Annotated in this window: 15 protein-coding genes and 1 other RNA gene; 7 read left to right on the top strand and 9 right to left on the bottom strand. The window is 62.7% G+C overall.

All coding sequences use genetic code 11. The features are described 5' to 3' along the window. Positions 1 to 105: 105 nt before the first annotated feature. The 4 genes from IHQ43_RS09495 to hemN all read left to right on the top strand — a co-directional run bounded on the left by IHQ43_RS09495 (position 106) and on the right by hemN (position 5,045). Complete coding sequence (locus IHQ43_RS09495) at positions 106 to 2,556, top strand: heavy metal translocating P-type ATPase (RefSeq protein ID WP_192564138.1); 2,451 nt, start codon at positions 106 to 108, stop codon at positions 2,554 to 2,556. Between the two features lie 22 nt (positions 2,557 to 2,578). Further along, the gene (ccoS, locus tag IHQ43_RS09490; RefSeq protein WP_007951659.1) at positions 2,579 to 2,791 is read left to right on the top strand and encodes a cbb3-type cytochrome oxidase assembly protein CcoS; all 213 of its coding nucleotides are present in this window, start codon (positions 2,579 to 2,581) and stop codon (positions 2,789 to 2,791) included. Beyond that, positions 2,784 to 3,467 carry a sulfite exporter TauE/SafE family protein gene (locus IHQ43_RS09485; RefSeq protein WP_179692122.1) on the top strand — a complete coding sequence of 228 codons (684 nt, stop codon included), beginning with the start codon at positions 2,784 to 2,786 and terminating at the stop codon, positions 3,465 to 3,467. The genes ccoS and IHQ43_RS09485 overlap by 8 nt, the downstream gene beginning before the upstream one ends. 195 nt (positions 3,468 to 3,662) lie before the next feature. After that, a complete protein-coding gene (gene hemN / locus IHQ43_RS09480) occupies positions 3,663 to 5,045 on the top strand; it encodes an oxygen-independent coproporphyrinogen III oxidase (RefSeq protein WP_192564137.1) in 1,383 nt (460 codons plus the stop codon). Here hemN and IHQ43_RS09475 read toward each other — a convergent pair. Then, a complete protein-coding gene (locus IHQ43_RS09475) occupies positions 5,042 to 5,524 on the bottom strand; it encodes a hypothetical protein (protein ID WP_192564136.1) in 483 nt (160 codons plus the stop codon). The genes hemN and IHQ43_RS09475 overlap by 4 nt on opposite strands. 155 nt (positions 5,525 to 5,679) lie before the next feature. Between IHQ43_RS09475 and fnr the strand changes: the two genes are divergently transcribed. Together fnr and IHQ43_RS09465 are read left to right on the top strand one after the other, a co-directional pair. Next, positions 5,680 to 6,414, top strand: coding sequence for a fumarate/nitrate reduction transcriptional regulator Fnr (gene fnr / locus IHQ43_RS09470; protein ID WP_007951654.1), 735 nt, complete (start codon positions 5,680 to 5,682; stop codon positions 6,412 to 6,414). Between the two features lie 78 nt (positions 6,415 to 6,492). Then, positions 6,493 to 7,041 (top strand): adenine phosphoribosyltransferase, encoded by a 549-nt coding sequence (locus tag IHQ43_RS09465; RefSeq protein WP_003223345.1) that lies wholly within the window; start codon positions 6,493 to 6,495, stop codon positions 7,039 to 7,041. 110 nt (positions 7,042 to 7,151) lie between these two features. Here IHQ43_RS09465 and IHQ43_RS09460 read toward each other — a convergent pair whose 3' ends face one another. From IHQ43_RS09460 to dnaX, 5 genes are all read right to left on the bottom strand, one after another. Beyond that, positions 7,152 to 8,300 carry an acyl-CoA dehydrogenase family protein gene (locus IHQ43_RS09460; RefSeq protein ID WP_192564135.1) on the bottom strand — a complete coding sequence of 383 codons (1,149 nt, stop codon included), beginning with the start codon at positions 8,298 to 8,300 and terminating at the stop codon, positions 7,152 to 7,154. Between the two features lie 208 nt (positions 8,301 to 8,508). After that, positions 8,509 to 9,111, bottom strand: a complete 603-nt coding sequence (gene recR / locus IHQ43_RS09455) for a recombination mediator RecR (RefSeq protein WP_007951652.1) — start codon at positions 9,109 to 9,111, stop codon at positions 8,509 to 8,511. A 66-nt stretch (positions 9,112 to 9,177) separates the two neighbouring features. Continuing rightward, positions 9,178 to 10,212 (bottom strand): NADP-dependent oxidoreductase, encoded by a 1,035-nt coding sequence (locus IHQ43_RS09450; RefSeq protein WP_192564134.1) that lies wholly within the window; start codon positions 10,210 to 10,212, stop codon positions 9,178 to 9,180. A 276-nt stretch (positions 10,213 to 10,488) separates the two neighbouring features. After that, positions 10,489 to 10,827 (bottom strand): YbaB/EbfC family nucleoid-associated protein, encoded by a 339-nt coding sequence (locus IHQ43_RS09445; protein ID WP_007951650.1) that lies wholly within the window; start codon positions 10,825 to 10,827, stop codon positions 10,489 to 10,491. Positions 10,828 to 10,894: 67 nt separating this feature from the next. After that, complete coding sequence (gene dnaX / locus IHQ43_RS09440; RefSeq protein ID WP_192564133.1) at positions 10,895 to 12,979, bottom strand: DNA polymerase III subunit gamma/tau; 2,085 nt, start codon at positions 12,977 to 12,979, stop codon at positions 10,895 to 10,897. 145 nt (positions 12,980 to 13,124) lie between these two features. Between dnaX and IHQ43_RS09435 the strand changes: the two genes are divergently transcribed. Continuing rightward, a complete protein-coding gene (locus IHQ43_RS09435) occupies positions 13,125 to 13,874 on the top strand; it encodes a substrate-binding periplasmic protein (protein WP_192564132.1) in 750 nt (249 codons plus the stop codon). A gap of 9 nt (positions 13,875 to 13,883) precedes the next feature. Here the strand turns inward: IHQ43_RS09435 and IHQ43_RS09430 are convergent, their stop codons facing one another. The 3 genes from IHQ43_RS09430 to IHQ43_RS09420 form a co-directional block, all read right to left on the bottom strand. Beyond that, positions 13,884 to 15,839: a hypothetical protein gene (locus IHQ43_RS09430; protein WP_192564131.1), complete on the bottom strand. Its 1,956-nt coding sequence runs from the start codon at positions 15,837 to 15,839 to the stop codon at positions 13,884 to 13,886. A 230-nt stretch (positions 15,840 to 16,069) separates the two neighbouring features. Further along, positions 16,070 to 16,166: signal recognition particle sRNA small type (gene ffs / locus IHQ43_RS09425), an RNA gene on the bottom strand. 111 nt (positions 16,167 to 16,277) lie between these two features. Continuing rightward, positions 16,278 to 17,444: a zinc-binding metallopeptidase family protein gene (locus IHQ43_RS09420; RefSeq protein WP_192564130.1), complete on the bottom strand. Its 1,167-nt coding sequence runs from the start codon at positions 17,442 to 17,444 to the stop codon at positions 16,278 to 16,280. Positions 17,445 to 17,515 lie beyond the last annotated feature (71 nt).

The raw sequence follows: 17,515 nt of genomic DNA, 5'->3' as shown, positions 1-17,515 counted from the left end.
CTTTTCCGGCAAGCTGGCTCCCGCAGGGGATTTGTGGCCTTCACGAAACCTGTGGGAGCGGGCTTGCCCGCGAAGGGGCCCTCCCGGACGACAAAGATTTAGCTGATGACCACCCCACTGCCCTGCTACCACTGCGCCCTGCCCGTCCCGTCGGGCAGCCGCTTCACTGCCGTCGTGCTCGGGGAATCCCGCGAGTTCTGCTGCCCGGGCTGCCAGGCCGTGGCCGAAGCCATCGTCGCCGGTGGCCTGGAAAGCTATTACCAGCACCGCAGCGAAGCCTCGGCCAACCCCGAAGCGCTGCCGGTGCAACTGGTCGATGAACTTGAGCTGTACGACCGCGCCGACGTGCAGCAACCGTTCGTGCGCCACGAAGGTGAACTGGCCGAAACCACCCTGCTGATGGAAGGCATCAGTTGCGCCGCGTGCGGCTGGCTGATCGAGAAACACCTGCGCACCCTGCCCGCCGTGGCCGAGGCGCGGCTGAACCTGTCCAATCATCGCCTGCATGTGCGCTGGGCTGACGCTCAGTTGCCGCTGAGCCAGATCCTCGGCGAATTGCGCCACATCGGCTACGTCGCGCATCCCTATCAGGCCGACCGTGCCAGCGAACAACTGGCCAGCGAAAACCGCCTCGCCCTGCGCCAACTCGGGGTCGCCGGGCTGCTGTGGTTCCAGGCGATGATGGCGACCATGGCGACCTGGCCGGAATTCAACATCGACCTCAGCCCCGAGTTGCACACCATACTGCGCTGGGTCGCGCTGTTCCTCACCACACCGATCGTGTTCTACAGCTGCGCGCCGTTTTTCAAAGGGGCCATGCGCGACCTGCGCACTCGCCATCTGACCATGGACGTCTCGGTGTCGCTGGCCATTGGCGCGGCTTATGTCGCCGGGATCTGGACTTCGATCACCGGGGTCGGCGAGCTGTACTTCGATGCGGTGGGCATGTTCGCGCTGTTCCTGCTCGCCGGACGCTACCTCGAACGCCGCGCCCGGGAACGCACCGCTGCTGCCACCGCGCAACTGGTCAATCTGTTGCCGGCCTCGTGCCTGCGCCTCGACGACGCCGGCCAGACTGAACGCATCCTGCTCAGCGAACTGCGCCTGGGTGACCGGGTGCTGGTGCAACCGGGTTCGGTGTTGCCAGCGGACGGCAAGATCCTCGATGGCCAGTCGAGCATCGACGAATCGGTGCTGACCGGCGAATACCTGCCTCAACCGCGCACCAAGGGCGATGCTGTCACCGCCGGCACACTGAACGTGGAAGGCGCGTTGACCGTCGAGGTGCAGGCGCTCGGTCAGGACACGCGATTGTCGGCCATCGTCCGCCTGCTGGATCGCGCCCAGGCGGAAAAACCACGACTGGCGGAAATCGCCGACCGCGCCGCGCAATGGTTTCTGTTGCTGTCGCTGATCGCAGCGGCCGCCATCGGCCTGTTGTGGTGGGAACTGGATTCTTCGCGGGCGTTCTGGATCGTCCTCGCCATGCTGGTCGCCACTTGCCCGTGCGCCCTGTCTCTGGCAACGCCGACTGCGCTGACCGCCGCCACCGGCACCCTGCACAAACTCGGCCTGCTGCTGACGCGCGGCCATGTGCTGGAAGGCCTGAACCAGATCGACACGGTGATCTTCGACAAGACCGGCACCCTCACCGAAGGCCGGTTGGTGCTGCGCTCGATCCGCCCCCTCGGCGCCCTCGACAGCGATCAATGCCTGAGCCTCGCCGCCGCCCTGGAAAACCGTTCGGAACACCCGATTGCCCGCGCCTTCGGTCGCGCGCCGCTGGCTGCCGAAGATGTCCACAGCACGCCGGGCCTGGGGCTTGAAGGGTTGGTCGGCGAACAGCGCTTGCGTATCGGTCAGGCGGATTTTGTCTGTGATCTCAGCGGTACGCCTGTGCCATCGATGCCGAAGGAGCCGGGGCAATGGCTGCTTCTCGGTGACAGTCAGGGGCCGCTGGCCTGGTTCGCTCTCGACGACCGTCTGCGCGACGACGCTCCGGCCCTGCTCGCGGCGTGCAAGGCGCGCGGCTGGCGCACGCTGCTGCTGTCGGGCGACAGTTCGCCGATGGTCGCCAGTGTCGCCGCCGAACTGGGTATCGATGAGGCGCGAGGAGGTCTGCGCCCGGACGACAAGCTGCAAGTGCTGCAACAACTGCACAAGAACGGCCGCAAGGTGTTGATGCTCGGTGACGGGGTCAACGACGTGCCGGTGCTGGCCGCTGCGGACATCAGCGTGGCCATGGGCTCGGCCACCGATCTGGCGAAAACCAGTGCCGACGCGGTGCTGCTGTCCAACCGGCTCGACGCCTTGGTACAAGCCTTCATGCTGGCCCGCCGCACCCGCCGGGTGATCATCGAGAACCTGTTGTGGGCCGCGCTGTACAATGGCCTCATGTTGCCGTTCGCCGCCCTCGGCTGGATCACTCCGGTATGGGCCGCCGTCGGCATGTCGATCAGTTCGCTGACCGTGGTGCTCAACGCCCTGCGCCTGACTCGCCTGCCGAGTGCGCCGGCCGTCAACGCCACGTCAGAAACCCGCCCGCTGCCGGCCTGAGCCGCGCGGGCATGGAGTACAGATGCCAGCTCTCTACGTGATGATTCCGGCCGCGCTGCTGATCGTGGCCATCGCCGTCTACATCTTCTTCTGGGCGGTGGACAGCGGCCAGTACGACGACCTCGACGGCCCGGCCCACAGCATCCTGTTCGACGATCAGGACCCGAACCACACCGCTGCGGTGGACGAAGCCAACCCGGCCAAACCGGACGACAAGGCGCCACCCCATGCTTGAACTGGCGCCGCTGCTGGTGTCTGCGTTGATCCTCGGCCTGCTCGGCGGCGGGCATTGCCTGGGCATGTGCGGCGGTCTGATGGGCGCGCTGACCCTGGCGATTCCCAAGGAACAACGCAGCCGACGCTTTCGATTGTTGCTGGCCTATAACCTCGGGCGAATCCTCAGTTATGCCACGGCCGGTCTGCTGATTGGCCTGGCGGGATGGGCGGTGGCCAACAGTCCTGCTGCGCTGTTCATGCGCGTACTCGCCGGGTTGCTGCTGATCGCCATGGGCTTGTACCTGGCCGGATGGTGGAGCGGCCTGACCCGTATCGAAAGCCTGGGTCGTGGACTGTGGCGTTACATTCAGCCTGTCGCCAATCGTCTGCTGCCGGTGTCGAGCCTGCCCCGGGCGTTGCTGCTCGGCGCGTTGTGGGGTTGGCTGCCGTGCGGGCTGGTTTACAGCACGTTGCTGTGGTCGGCCAGTCAGGGCAATGCAATCGACAGCGCCTTGCTGATGCTCGCCTTCGGGCTCGGCACCTGGCCGGTATTGCTGGCGACCGGCCTCGCGGCCGAACGGGTCACGGCGCTGTTACGCAAACGCAGCGTGCGCATGGCCGGCGGTCTGCTGGTGATCCTGTTTGGTATCTGGACCCTGCCGGGGCCGCACCAGCACTGGCTGATGGGCCACTGATCGGCGGCGCGGCCTTCGCGAGCAAGCTCGCTCCCACAGGTTTTGTGTAGCCCACAAATCTCCTGTGGGAGCGAGCTTGCTCGCGAAAAGGCCCGCACTGGCAACACACATATCCCCGTTGATGCAAATCAAGATGCCTTTTCGCGCCCTCCCCTAGACTCGGCACACTGCCAGCCTATCCGGGGGAATGCCCGCATGCTCGACGCCATTCGTTGGGACACCGATTTGATCCGCCGCTACGACCTGGCGGGGCCGCGCTACACCTCGTACCCGACGGCCGTGCAATTTCACAGTCAGGTCGGCACCTTCGACCTGTTCCACGCCCTGCGCGACAGCCGCAAGGCCCTGCGCCCGTTGTCGCTGTACGTGCACGTGCCGTTCTGCGCGAACATTTGCTACTACTGCGCCTGCAACAAGGTCATCACCAAGGATCGCGGCCGCGCCCTGCCGTATCTGCAAAGGCTCGAGCAGGAAATCCAGCTGATCGCCTGCCACCTCGACCCGGCGCAGAAAGTCGAGCAACTGCACTTCGGCGGCGGCACGCCGACCTTTCTCAGCCACGACGAATTGCGCCAGTTGATGGCGCACCTGCGCAAGCATTTCAATCTGCTGGACGATGACTCCGGCGACTACGGCATCGAGATCGACCCGCGCGAAGCCGACTGGTCGACCATGGGCCTGCTGCGCGAATTGGGCTTCAACCGGGTCAGCATCGGCCTGCAGGATCTCGATCCGGCGGTGCAACGCGCGGTCAATCGCCTGCAAAGCCTGGAAGAAACCCGCGCGGTGATCGACGCGGCGCGCACCCTGCAATTTCGCTCGATCAACATCGACCTGATCTACGGCCTGCCCAAGCAGACCCCGGACAACTTTGCCCGCACCGTCGAGGAAGTCATCAGCCTGCAACCGGACCGCCTCTCGGTGTTCAACTACGCGCACCTGCCGGAACGCTTCATGCCGCAGCGGCGGATCAACGGCAACGAACTGCCGAGCCCGGCGCAGAAACTGGAAATGCTGCAACGCACCATCGAACAACTGACCGCCGCCGGCTACCGTTACATCGGCATGGATCACTTCGCCCTGCCCGACGATGAACTGGCGATTGCCCAGGAAGAATCGACCCTGCAACGCAATTTCCAGGGCTACACCACCCACGGTCATTGCGATTTGATTGGGCTGGGCGTGTCGGCCATCAGCCAGATCGGTGATCTGTACTGCCAGAACAGCAGCGACCTCAATCACTACCAGAACACCCTCGCCGGCGCGCAACTGGCTACCAGCCGCGGCCTGGTGTGCAACGCTGACGATCGCTTGCGCCGTGCGGTGATCCAGCAACTGATCTGCAATTTCAGCCTGGATTTCGCCGAGATCGAGCGCCGCTTCAACATCGATTTTCAGGGTTACTTCGGCGCGCTCTGGCCGCAACTGCAGGGCATGGCGCAGGACGGGCTGATCGAACTGGATCGCGAGCGCATCACCGTGCTGCCGGCCGGGCGCCTGCTGGTGCGTTCAGTGTGCATGGTGTTCGACGCGTATCTGGAACAGCAGAACCGACAGCGTTTTTCGCGGGTGATTTAGCTCTTCATCAACAGCGCGTTGGTTTTCAGGTTCTGGTCAGCGGTCAGGCCCGATTGGTCGATGACTTTGGTCAGGGACAGGTTGGCGGTGATCAGACCGTTGTTGAGGGCGGAGATGGCGCCTTTAAGGGCAGCAACTTTGGCGAACCGCTCTTCGTTGGAGAGGGTCTTGTTGGCCATCAGCGCGTTGATCTGGGCGTTCTTCTCGGCGATCTGCTGGCGCAATTTGCGAATCATCTTCAGCAATTGCTGGACGTTTTCCGGCAGGCCGCTTTCTTCGATATCGCGGTTTTTCCCGCCGGAACCGGCGGATTTAGCAATGGCGGCATCGGACAGCGACACTTTGACGCCCTCGACCAAGGTCGGGCTTCCCAACGATGCCGCGTCTGTGCCGGACTCATCGGCAACGGAGGTTTCAGCACTTTCCAGCAACGACGCAACGCCACTGTTACCGGGGGTCAGCGTACCTATAGCAGTCATCGAAGCGGTTCCTTGCATGCCGTCAGATACCTGTTTATCGGCCGTCATCCCTGCGGCTTTATGCCGTGGGGGCAATCTCGCCACAGGCTGGCCTGAATGTCCTCCGCTGGGTTACCCTTACGCCTTATGTGTGTTTTCCCACAAGGATTTAAGAAATGTCCGAGCCAGTTAAACTGCGCGCTCACAACCAGGCTAATTGCAAGGATTGCAGCCTGGCCCCTCTCTGCCTGCCACTTTCACTGAATCTGGAAGACATGGATGCGCTGGACGAAATCGTTAAACGTGGCCGCCCGTTGAAAAAGGGTGAGTTCCTGTTCCGCCAGGGCGACACTTTCGATTCCGTTTATGCAGTACGCTCCGGCGCCCTGAAGACCTTCAGCCTGAGCGATACCGGCGAAGAACAACTGACCGGCTTCCACCTGCCGAGCGAACTGGTCGGGCTGTCCGGCATGGACACCGAGAAACACCCGGTTTCCGCCCAGGCGCTGGAAACCACCTCGGTCTGCGAGATTCCCTTCGAACGCCTCGACGAACTGGCCCTGCAATTGCCGCAGTTGCGCCGTCAGCTGATGCGCGTGATGAGCCGGGAAATCCGCGACGACCAGCAAATGATGTTGCTGCTGTCGAAGAAAACCGCCGACGAGCGCATCGCCACCTTCCTGGTCAACCTGTCGGCGCGTTTCCGCGCTCGCGGCTTCTCGGCCAACCAGTTCCGCCTGAGCATGTCGCGCAATGAAATCGGCAACTACCTGGGGCTGGCGGTGGAAACCGTGTCCCGGGTCTTCACCCGCTTCCAGCAGAACGAACTGATCGCCGCCGAGGGCAAGGAAATCCATATCCTCGACCCGATCCAGCTCTGCGCCCTGGCCGGCGGCTCGCTCGAAGTCTGATCTCGACCCGCGGCCGAGCGAATCGTTTCAGCCGCGGGTATACTGCGCCGTTTGCAGCCCTGCCAGGACACCTCGACGATGGTCTTCGACTCCTTCGACATCAAATCCCTGATCCGCCCCGTGATCGATTTCCCGAAACCGGGTGTGATCTTTCGCGACATCACCCCGCTGTTCCAGTCGCCCAAGGCCCTGCGCCTGGTGATGGACAGCTTCGCCCACCGTTACGTCGAAGCCGACTTCACTCACATCGGCGCAATGGATGCGCGGGGCTTCCTGATCGGTTCGGTGCTGGCCTATCAACTGAACAAGCCGCTGGTGCTGTTCCGCAAGCAAGGCAAACTGCCGGCGGACGTGCTGGCTGAAGGCTACGCGACCGAGTACGGCGAAGCGTTCCTCGAAGTGCACGCCGACAGCCTGTGTGAAGGCGATTCGGTGGTGATGTTCGATGACCTGATCGCCACCGGCGGCACGCTGATCGCAGCGGCCAACCTGATCCGCCGCATGGGCGCCCGCGTTCATGAAGCGGCGGCGATCATCGACCTTCCGGAGCTGGGTGGTTCGCAGCGTCTTGAGGACATGGGAATTCCTACGTTCTGCCTGACGCAGTTTGCCCTGACCGATAAGTAAATAGCGCCTGCTCCACCGCTTTCGCGAGCAAGCTCGCTCCCACAGTTGGAATGCGTTTCTCTGTGGGAGCGAGCTTGCTCGCGAATGGGCCAGCAGCCTCACTGCAAAATCTAAAATCCCATCTGCTTGCTGATGATCTCGTTCATCACTTCCCGCGTCCCGCCGCCAATCGACAAGATGCGGTTATCCCGGTACAGCCGCTCCACCAGGCTTTCGCGCATATAACCCAGCCCGCCAAGAATCTGCACCGCTTCGGTGGTAATGCGGTCCGAAGTGTCCGTGGCGAAGTTCTTGGCCATTGAAATCTCCTTGATCACGCTCTGCCCCGCCGCCATCTTCGCCGCCTGCCGGTAGGTGAACTCCCGCGAGACTTCCAGCGCCGTGGCCATTTCGGCGAGGCGATGTTTGATCACCTGGAACTTGCCGATGGGTTTGCCGAACGCTTGCCGCTCCTTTGCCCACTTCAGGCTTTCTTCCAGCGCCAGTTGCGCGGTCATGTTGGCCATCAACGCCAGGGCCAGTCGCTCGCTCTGGAAGTTGCCCATGATGCAGGCAAAGCCCATGTTTTCGGCGCCGATCAGGTTTCCTGCAGGCACCCGGCAATCGTCGAAGAACAATTCAGCGGTGTCCGACGCCCACCAGCCCATTTTTTTCAACTGACGGCCGACGGTGAAACCCGGCGTGTCCTTCTCGATCAGCAACAGGCTGATGCCGCCAAAACCGGGCGCGCCGGTACGCACCGCGACGGTGTAGTAGTCGGCGCGTACGCCACTGGTGATGAAAGTCTTGCTGCCGCTGACCCGGTAATGATCGCCGTCGCGTATGGCGCGGGTTTGCAGGTTGGCGACGTCGGAACCGCCGCCCGGTTCGGTGACAGCCAGCGCACTGATCTTCTCGCCGCTGAGCACTTGGGGGACGACGCGCTCACGGACTTCGGGCCGGGCCCATTTGACGATCGGCGGCAAGCCGATGTCGAGCGAACCGAGCCCGGCTACCAGACCGCCGGAGCCGCAGCGCATCAGCTCTTCACTGGCGGCGATCTTGGCGAACAGATCACCTTCGTGACTGCCGCCCAGCGCTTCGGGGTAACCGATGCCGAGGATGCCGGCCGCACCGGCCTTGAGGTACAGCTCACGGGGGAAGCTTTCGGCTTCTTCCCACGCATCGATGTCCGGCAGGATCTCGCGTTCGACGAAACGTCTGACGCTGTCGCGAACCAATTGGTGGCTGGGGTCGAAGTATTCCTGGAAGGCGGGCATCGGCGAACTCCATGGAAGGGTTCGCCGAACTTAACCGAGCGCTTGCTTGGTTTTCAACAGGATTGTGTGATTCAGTCAGACCGAGGCGCACCCTTCGCGAGCAAGCTCGCTCCCACAGTGAATGGTGTTGCTCACCAGATATGTGAGCGCCACCAGAATCTTGTGGGAGCGAGCTTGCTCGCGAAGGCGCCAGGTCAGACACCGGAAATTAGAGCGAGATAGGTTTACGCCCGGCAAACGAGTGGGCCAGCGTGCCGCCGTCCACCAGCTCCAGTTCGCCGCCCAACGGCACGCCGTGAGCGATGCGCGAGGCGATCAGGCCTTTGTTCTGCAGCAACTGGGCGATGTAGTGGGCGGTTGCTTCGCCTTCTACCGTCGGGTTGGTGGCGAGGATGACTTCGGTGAAGGTGCCCGCCTCTTCGATCCGCGCCATCAACTGCGGAATGCCGATGGCTTCCGGGCCCAGGCCGTCCAGCGGCGACAGGTGCCCCTTGAGCACGAAATAGCGACCACGGAATCCGGTCTGCTCGACCGCGTAGACATCCATCGGCCCTTCCACCACGCACAACAGCGTGTCGTCACGCCGGGTGTCGGCGCATTGCGGGCACAGATCGTCTTCGGTCAGCGTACGGCACTGGCGGCAGTGTCCGACCCCTTCCATGGCCTGGCTCAAGGCCTGGGCCAGGCGCGTGCCGCCGCTGCGGTCACGTTCGAGCAACTGCAACGCCATACGCTGGGCAGTTTTCTGACCCACGCCCGGCAAGGTCCGCAGGGCGTCGATCAGTTGGCGAATCAAAGGGCTGAAGCTCATGGGGAAAAAGTCCGACAAAACAACGAGACGCGGTTTATACCCGCGCCTCCGGCCAGCGTCAAATCCTCAGTCCTGAGCGACCTTCACCACCAGTTTGCCGAAGTTGCGCCCCTCCAGCAGCCCGATAAACGCCTGCGGCGCCTGCTCCAGACCATCCACCACGTCCTCGCGGAATTTCACCTTGCCATCGCGCACCCACGGCACCATGGCGCTGATGAATTCCGGCTGACGGTCACCGTAATCGTCGAACACGATGAAGCCCTGAATCCGCACGCGCTTGGTCAGCAAGGTGCGCTGTAGTGCAGGCAGACGATCCGGGCCTTTCGGCGCTTCCGAGGCGTTGTAGCCGGCAATCAGACCGCACAGCGGAATCCGCGCCTTGGGATTGAGCAGCGGCACGACCGCATCGAAAACATGGCCGCCGACGTTTTCGTAATAGATGTCGATGCCATTGGGGCAGGCCCTGGCCAGTTGCTCGGCAAAGTCCGGCGCCTTGTGATCGATACAGGCGTCGAAGCCCAGTTCCTCGACCACGTATTTGCATTTGTCCGCACCACCGGCCACGCCGACGGCGCGCAGGCCTTTGATCTTCGCCACCTGGCCGACCACCGAACCCACCGCGCCGGAAGCGGCAGCGACCACCAGGGTTTCGCCCTCTTTCGGCTGGCCGATGTCCATCAGTCCCATGTACGCGGTCATGCCGGGCATGCCCAGTACGCCAAGTGCCATCGACGGACTCGGCAGGCCGGACGGGATCGGGATGATGTTGCGGCCGTCGCTGATGCTGTGGCTTTGCCAACCGGTGGCACCGACGACCAGATCGCCGGGGTGGAATTTCGGATGACGCGATTGCTCGACACGGCTGACAGCGCCACCGGTCATCACCTCGCCGATTTGTACCGGCGCTGCGTAGGACGGCGCGTCACTCATGCGCCCGCGCATGTAGGGGTCGAGCGACAGGTACAGGGTCTTGAGCAACACCTGGCCGTCTTCAAGGTCCGGCAGCGCCTCGCGCTCCAGACGGAAATTTTCGGGTGTCGGCGCGCCCACCGGCCGCGAGGCCAGCACGAAGCGTTGATTGAGGGTCAGAGGGTCGGACATGTCAGCGTCTCCTTTTAATGGTGAATTCGGCGGTATAGGGAGCAGACCTTGGTGGGCATGGTGCGTTCCGCTTGATGATCGGTGCAACGCCTAAGCGTCGAATCATCCACTTGGGAATGCCATATCTGACGTTCCGTGTTCGGCTTTCGATTTGGGACGCGGAGCGTCCCTGCCTGCATTCCCACGCAGAGCGCGGGAACGATCAGCGGGCGGAAACAAAAATGCCAGGCGCGGTGCCTGGCATTTTTTGTAGCTCATCCAACCCGCAAAGGCGAATCAGAACGGCAATTTCATACCGGCCGGCAGGTTCATGCCAGCGGTCATACTGCCCATCTTGGCCTGGCTGTTGGCTTCGATCTGACGCACGGCGGCGTTGACCGCAGCGGCTACCAGATCCTCGACCACTTCACGGTCGTCTTCGTCCAGGCCCGGCAGTACGCTCGGGTCGATGCTGACTTTTTTCACGTCATGACGACCGGTCATCACCACGGTGACCAGATCGCCGCCGGCTTTGCCGGTGACTTCGGCGTTGGCCAGTTCTTCCTGCATCTTGGCCATTTTTTCCTGCATCTGCTGTGCCTGCTTCATCAGGCCGGCCATGCCACCTTTCATCATGGGAATCACCTCAAAAGTACTTGGATCAAAACAGCGCCCGGCCATACAGGCCGGACGCCCTCAGTTATTAGCCCTGACTGACCAGGGCGTCGACAGGTTCAATAGTATCGTGTCGCACGACCGCACCGAACTGCTGCACCATCTGCTGGATGAACGGATCGCCGTGGATCGACTCCTCCGCCTCGCGCTGACGGTTGGCACGGCGCCGGGACGCGGCCTGGGCCGGGGTTTCCTGCTCGGGCTTGATCAGCTCGATGGTCAGGGTCAGCGTGCGGCCGTGGAACTGGTTCAGCGCATCGTTCAGACGCCGCTGCTGGGTGGCGTTGAACAAGGCGCTGTGGGCCGGGTCAAGGTGCATCAGCCAGTTGTCGCCATCGACGGCGATCAGGGTGCAGTTGGCGGCGATGCTGCCGGTCATGCCGGAGATCGGCAGTTTCGGGAACAGCTCCAGCCATTGCAGGGCCAGACCGGTGGCGGGCGCGGCGGCGGGTTCCGGCTCGGGCTCCGGGGCCGGTTCTGCGGCGTGTTCGCTGGCCAGATCGTCGAGGTAACTGTAGGCCGAATCCATGTCCGGCTCGATGTAGTCCTCGTCGAGCGGCGGCTCGTCGTCCATGTCCATGCCCGGTGTGGCGGCATCGACGTCGGCCACCGACGGCTCGGGGATCGGCGCGGCGGCCCACTCCGGGGCGTCCGGCACGACGCTGTCCGGGGTCGGCAGCGGCATCGGCGGCAAATCGGGTTGTTCGGCGGTGGTTTCCAGTACAGGCTCGACCGCTGGCTGCTGCACGGGCGCGGGTTCTACCGGGTCGTTCCACGGCAGGTCGACGACTTCCTCGACGGCGACTGGCTCGGGTTCAGGCTCAGGAACGGGTTCAGGCGCAATCACCGGGGCAACCGGTGCAGGCTCGGGAGCCGGCGCAGGTGCAACCACCGGCGCCGGCGCGGGCGCAACAGCCGCAGCAACTACCGGCGCAGGTTTCGGCGCGGCAGCCACTGAGTTTGCGGAATCAACTGTGGCCTGGCTGATCCCCACTGGCTTTAGCGGTTGCCTCGGGGCGTCCGCCGTGTCTGCCGGCCGGAAGGCCAGCATCCGCAGCAGCACCATCTCGAAACCGCCGCGCGGGTCCGGCGCCAGCGGCAAGTCGCGGCGACCGATCAAGCCCATCTGGTAGTAGAACTGCACGTCTTCGGCCGGCAAGGCCTGGGCCAGCGCCAACACCCGGTCACGGTCGCCGTGGCCGTTGTCGACACCTTCCGGCAAGGCCTGGGCGATGGCGACGCGGTGCAGCACGTTGAGAATTTCCGAGAGCACGCCGTTCCAGTCCGGCCCCTGTTCAGCGAGATGGCGCACAGCTTCGAGCAACGCCTTGGCGTCGCCTTCGATCAGCGCATGCAGCACGTCGTAGACCTGGCCGTGATCCAGCGTACCAAGCATCGCCCGCACGTCGGCGGCCATTACCTTGCCTTCACCGAAGGCGATGGCCTGGTCGGTCAGGCTCATGGCGTCGCGCATCGAACCATCGGCCGCGCGGCCGAGCAGCCACAGCGCGTCGTCTTCGAACGGGACGTTTTCGGCGCCCAGAACGTGGGTCAAATGCTCGACCACCCGCTCAGGGGTCATGTTCTTCAGGGAGAACTGCAGGCATCGCGACAAAATCGTTGCCGGAAGTTTCTGCGGGTCGGTGGTCGCCAGGATGAACTTGACGTAGGGCGGCGGCTCTTCGAGGGTTTTCAGCAGCGCATTGAAGGAATGGCTGGAGAGCATGTGCACTTCGTCGATCAGGTAGACCTTGAAGCGCCCACGGCTCGGGGCGTACTGCACGTTGTCGAGCAGCTCGCGGGTGTCCTCGACCTTGGTCCGGCTCGCGGCGTCGATCTCGATCAGGTCGACGAAACGGCCTTCATCGATCTCGCGGCACACCGAACACTCGCCACACGGGCTTGAAGTGATACCTGTTTCACAGTTCAGGCATTTGGCGATGATCCGCGCAATCGTGGTCTTGCCGACGCCCCGCGTACCGGTGAACAGGTAGGCGTGGTGCAGGCGCTGGCTGTCCAAGGCATTGATCAGAGCCTTGAGCACATGGGTCTGGCCGACCATTTCGCGGAACGAGCGCGGACGCCATTTACGTGCAAGAACCTGATAACTCATCGAAAACCGTCGCGGCAAAGGAAGCAGAAGCGGCTAATGCTAGCGGAGCAAGGGCAAAATTGCATCCGGTGTGCTCGTCTATTCTGGCTAAGCTGCATGAGCGAGGGCTTTTGTCGGCTCGGGATCGGGAATTACCGGAGCGTTTATGCGGTGGGCCGTGGGGGCATTACTGGGATTGAGCCTGAGCGCAATGGCGGCGCAACCGCCGCTGCGCTTCGTCGTTGCCGACAGCTGGGCGATGCCGATGGTGCAGATCGAACGCGGCCGCCCGACCCAAGGCATCCTCTACGACATGATACTCAGCCTGGCGACCCAGGTCGGCGTGCCGGCGCAATTTCACGTCCTGCCCCGCGCCCGTGTACAGAACGCCATGGAACACGGCGAAGTCGACGTGCGCTGCTATGCCGCACAATCCTGGCTGCCGAACCTGTCCGGGGATTACATCTGGAGCATTCCGCTGTTCTTCCAGCGTGACCTGCTGATCAGCCGTCAGGACCAACCGCCCCACGCCGATCCGGCCCAACTGCCCCGCCAGTCGATCGGCACCGTGCTCGGCTACAGCTACCCCACGCTGCAACCGATATTCGACGCCGACCGACTATGGCGCGAAGACGCGCGCAATCAGGAGCAGGTTCTGGACAAACTGCTGGCCGGCCGCTACCGCTACGCCGTGAGCAATCAATGGACCCTGGACTGGTTCAACCAGCGCCTGCTCCCGGGGCAGCAACTGCAAGCGGTAGCGGTGTTGCAGGAGCAGAAGGTCGGCTGCTATGTGCGCAATGATCCGAACGTGCCGGTGCAGCGGATATTGAGGACGTTGCTGCGAATGAAAATGTCGGGGGAGATTGATGACATTATTCGGTTGTATACCGGTGGTTCGGGCAACGAACCGTAAGTCAGCCCCTCAATGCCCCGCCGTATCGCGAAATTGCTGGTACTCGTGATACTCCACCCACGCCACCACATCGTACGGCACATAAAGCTTCAGCCTGGCGCGGGAGATGGCGATGTACACTGCGCAGATCCGCTGATCGAACGCGTAGGCATCCTTGAATTTCTCGTTGGTCAGCAGCCCCGGTGTCAGCAGAACCTTGTCGAATTCCATGCCCCCCGCCTCTTCCGCGAGCATCAGCAGGCAACCGTTGCCGGCGTTGTCGATCATTCGGTTCAGGCGTGTCAGGTCGGCAATCATGAAGCCGTTTTCCAGCTTGGCCTTGACCCGCAGAAACGACTCGTCGAACTGGTTGGCGTCGCACACGGCTTGCCAGTCAGGCAGGTCGCTGAAGTACGGATGCACGCCGTTTTCGCTGAATTCGGAACGGTAGAAATCCGGTTTGAACAGTTCGATGGCGGTGGCCATAAAATGCTTCAGATCATCCTGGGCTCGCTTGTCCGGGAATCTGAACTTGCAGTTGGAATCCTGCAGGTGGATGGCCCAGATCATGCTGTCCCAGGGCGAAGCCGTCAGCACCACGCAGCCCTCGGACGGCACAAAACCTTCCGGATATTCCTTAATCAGGACGTCAGCATCACTGGCGCCTTCGAACGGAATTTTGCCCTTCTGCGAGTGCCGGGCGATCAGCGGATTGACCAGCCTTTCAACGTTGCGACCCGAACGCACGGAATAGCTGATATCGCTTTGGCGAACCTCACGGTGCCGTTTGACCGGAACGCCGTTGGCCTGCTGGTACTCGTCGCCGAGGGTGATCAGCACCTGACGACCGCGTTCGATGATCTGCAACAGCGATCCGGGAATGTCCTGGCTCTCGTCGATCAGCACGTGCGTGTAGCGCGCCGGCACCACGCAGCCGGCAATACAGGCGCGCTTGATCATCAACAGAGCTTCGAAGCCGGTCTGACTGCCCCACGCCGGGTTGAGTTCGAGGTAGCCCCACACCCGGCTCGAATACTCCAGCAACACTTGAGCGTCGACGCTGGAGAGCGGCTGGTTGAAATGCGGCAGATGCTTCGCCGAAAAGGTGTGATCGCGGAAGCGGCAGTAGCGCTCGATCACTTTGAGGCAGAGTTCAAGGGTCGCCTGCCCGTCGTGGTGGCGAAAACCGTAGATATTCAGTTCCTGCGCCAGCGCCTGCCGGGTCGGGATTCGCCCCGCCTCCGCCTGAGGTCTGCGACCGAGCATCAGCGACTGCGCAAATGCCAGGAAGGTCTTGCCGGCCTTCTTCTCGCTCGGCCCCACCATGCGCTGGCGAAGGACTTCCAGCTTGGCCGGGGTGCGCGCCAGCAACAGGGTTTTTTCCGGGCGTAGATGTTCGAGCAAAGCGACCAGCAGATGGCTCTTGCCGATCCCCGCATAGCCTTGAACATGCAGGTCTTCGTCCAGGTTGGCGCGGAAGGTCCTGACCAGTTTGTCCTGCGCCGGGCTCAACCAGCGCTCGCGGTAACGGGGCGTCACTATCGGCTGGCTGAACGGGTCATGGCTGCGATGGCGCCGGACTTTGTATTCGAAATCCCACTGACCGTCGGGCAACAAGTAGTCGCGTGCCGATACCTCTTCAGCCAGCAGAAAACGCAGGTTCAGAGGGTTCAGGACCTTCAGGCCGAAATACAGTTTGCGCGGATCGAACAGCCGCTGGGCTTCGGACAGCAGGCTCGCAGTCGCTGACTGTCGGTTTTCGGCAGCCCAGGACAAGAGTTTGGCCAGAATTTTCTCTGCCGCTACAGCGCCGAGATCCTGCTCTTTCGTCTGCACCAGATTCTGGATGACCAGCACCGCCGCCAATTCAGGATCGGTCAGGCTTTCGAGCGCTTTTGCGCCGCCGGTCTGCAGCAGGTTCGCGCAGGTTTCATCCGTGACGGGCAAGAACACTGGGCTGGATAGATCGGAATGTTCCGGGAGCATAAAACCTCGCGACCAAGGCGCAGACCCTAAGGTCGATCCCGGCCAGACTCTTCATTTATTTCGGTGGCTGCGAGTATGCGGGATTGAAGAGCAAATGATTACCCCGTGTCGGCGCACTCGAGAGCAGGAGGTTTGGGTACGAGCCGACAAATCGCAGGCATAAAAAAACCGCAGTGGGCGAAACCCATGCAGTTCGGAGTTGATTCGTTCGATGTTCGTTAAGGTGGTAACCCTACCAGCCACACCCCGGCACACAATGTTCCCGCTGTGGCTGCTGCCTTCCGGCTCTGACCAGGTTCACGGGTAATCGTTGCGGGGGGACCGATAGGGTCACCATAACGACACTCGCCTGTCGGCGAGCCGCGCCATTGTACCTATCTGAGACGAAGTTACAACCGCTGGTTGCAGATTAAAAATATGAAGGGCTTCAAGCACTTGCTATTGCGCCTGAAGCACCTCGTCCGCGCGGCCGCCCTCTTGCTGGATCACCAGATGAATGAAGTGCAGCTTGGCGATCGCCGCCGGCGGCAACACGAAAGGATAAAAATCCGGCTGGCCCATGCTGCGCGACAGTTCGTTGAGCATGCCAGCCAGTTCAATCCACGCGTTGACGAACGACAGGAACGCCGCGCCGCCAGGATGCTCGGGATCGTACAGCGTGCTCGACGGAAATGGCTGGTAATCCAGGTCCATCTCCCGGGCGCTCATGCCGAAACCCAGCGCGGTGTCCACCGCGTCCATCATGTGCAGGTAATGGGCCCAGGTTTCCGCCCAGTCTTCCCACGGGTGCATGGTGGCGTAGGCGCTGACGTAGTGCTGCGACCAGTCCGCCGGCGCGCCCTGTTGATAATGCCGCTCCAGCGCCTCGGCATAATTGGCGCATTCGTCGCCGAACAGGTTGCGGAATGAACCGAGCCACGGGCCGTTGTCGATCAGGCGATCCCAGTAGTAATGCCCGACCTCATGGCGAAAATGCCCGAGCAGTGTGCGATAGGGTTCGTGCATCTGCGCCCGCACCTGCTCGCGGTGGGCGTCGTCGGCTTCTTCGATATCCAGGGTGATCAGGCCGTTGGCGTGGCCGGTCATCGGCGCGTTGCCTTGCAGATCGACGCCGATGAAATCGAAGGCCAGGCCGGTGGCTTCGTCGACGGTTTTCGGGACGACCGGCAGGCCGAGGCTGATCAGTTGCGCCACCAGTCGCCGCTTGGCGATTTCCACCTTGCGCCAGCGTTCGGGGTTTTCCGGGACGGACAGATCGGGAATGGTGCGATTCAGATCGCAGGCGGCGCACAGGGTGTCGTGATCATTGGCGGGCAGCAGCCAGTTGCAGGCCGCCGGGGCGTCGAGGTTGGCGCAACGCCGGAACAACCCGGCCTCGGGATCGACATCCAGCGTCCAGGTGCCCTCTTGCGGCCCCGGCTGCAGCGAGGTCAGTCGACTGTGCTCCGGCTGATAACCCAGCGCCGCGTTGCAGGCCAGGCACTGACTGTTGCGAAAGAACAGCGACTGGCCGCAGCGGCACGGCCAGACTTTGCTGTTGCGCGAAGATTCGCCCATGAACGGCGCGACGATGCGGGAACTGAGCTGCTCGAAAAAGCGGTACATGGCGATCTCTCCCTTGGGCTTGCCAAGACTAGATCATTCCCGCCCAAAGATCGTTCCCACGCTCTGCGTGG

Source organism: Pseudomonas gozinkensis (assembly GCF_014863585.1).
Taxonomy (GTDB): domain Bacteria; phylum Pseudomonadota; class Gammaproteobacteria; order Pseudomonadales; family Pseudomonadaceae; genus Aquipseudomonas; species Aquipseudomonas gozinkensis.
This window is presented reverse-complemented; position numbering and strand designations above follow the sequence as displayed.

Coding starts and splice junctions, on each gene's coding strand:
- IHQ43_RS09495 (WP_192564138.1), top strand. CDS start 106: ATGACCACCCCACTGCCCTGCTACCACTGCGCCCTGCCCGTCCCGTCG.
- ccoS (WP_007951659.1), top strand. CDS start 2,579: ATGCCAGCTCTCTACGTGATGATTCCGGCCGCGCTGCTGATCGTGGCC.
- IHQ43_RS09485 (WP_179692122.1), top strand. CDS start 2,784: ATGCTTGAACTGGCGCCGCTGCTGGTGTCTGCGTTGATCCTCGGCCTG.
- hemN (WP_192564137.1), top strand. CDS start 3,663: ATGCTCGACGCCATTCGTTGGGACACCGATTTGATCCGCCGCTACGAC.
- IHQ43_RS09475 (WP_192564136.1), bottom strand. CDS start 5,524: ATGACTGCTATAGGTACGCTGACCCCCGGTAACAGTGGCGTTGCGTCG.
- fnr (WP_007951654.1), top strand. CDS start 5,680: ATGTCCGAGCCAGTTAAACTGCGCGCTCACAACCAGGCTAATTGCAAG.
- IHQ43_RS09465 (WP_003223345.1), top strand. CDS start 6,493: ATGGTCTTCGACTCCTTCGACATCAAATCCCTGATCCGCCCCGTGATC.
- IHQ43_RS09460 (WP_192564135.1), bottom strand. CDS start 8,300: ATGCCCGCCTTCCAGGAATACTTCGACCCCAGCCACCAATTGGTTCGC.
- recR (WP_007951652.1), bottom strand. CDS start 9,111: ATGAGCTTCAGCCCTTTGATTCGCCAACTGATCGACGCCCTGCGGACC.
- IHQ43_RS09450 (WP_192564134.1), bottom strand. CDS start 10,212: ATGTCCGACCCTCTGACCCTCAATCAACGCTTCGTGCTGGCCTCGCGG.
- IHQ43_RS09445 (WP_007951650.1), bottom strand. CDS start 10,827: ATGATGAAAGGTGGCATGGCCGGCCTGATGAAGCAGGCACAGCAGATG.
- dnaX (WP_192564133.1), bottom strand. CDS start 12,979: ATGAGTTATCAGGTTCTTGCACGTAAATGGCGTCCGCGCTCGTTCCGC.
- IHQ43_RS09435 (WP_192564132.1), top strand. CDS start 13,125: ATGCGGTGGGCCGTGGGGGCATTACTGGGATTGAGCCTGAGCGCAATG.
- IHQ43_RS09430 (WP_192564131.1), bottom strand. CDS start 15,839: ATGCTCCCGGAACATTCCGATCTATCCAGCCCAGTGTTCTTGCCCGTC.
- IHQ43_RS09420 (WP_192564130.1), bottom strand. CDS start 17,444: ATGTACCGCTTTTTCGAGCAGCTCAGTTCCCGCATCGTCGCGCCGTTC.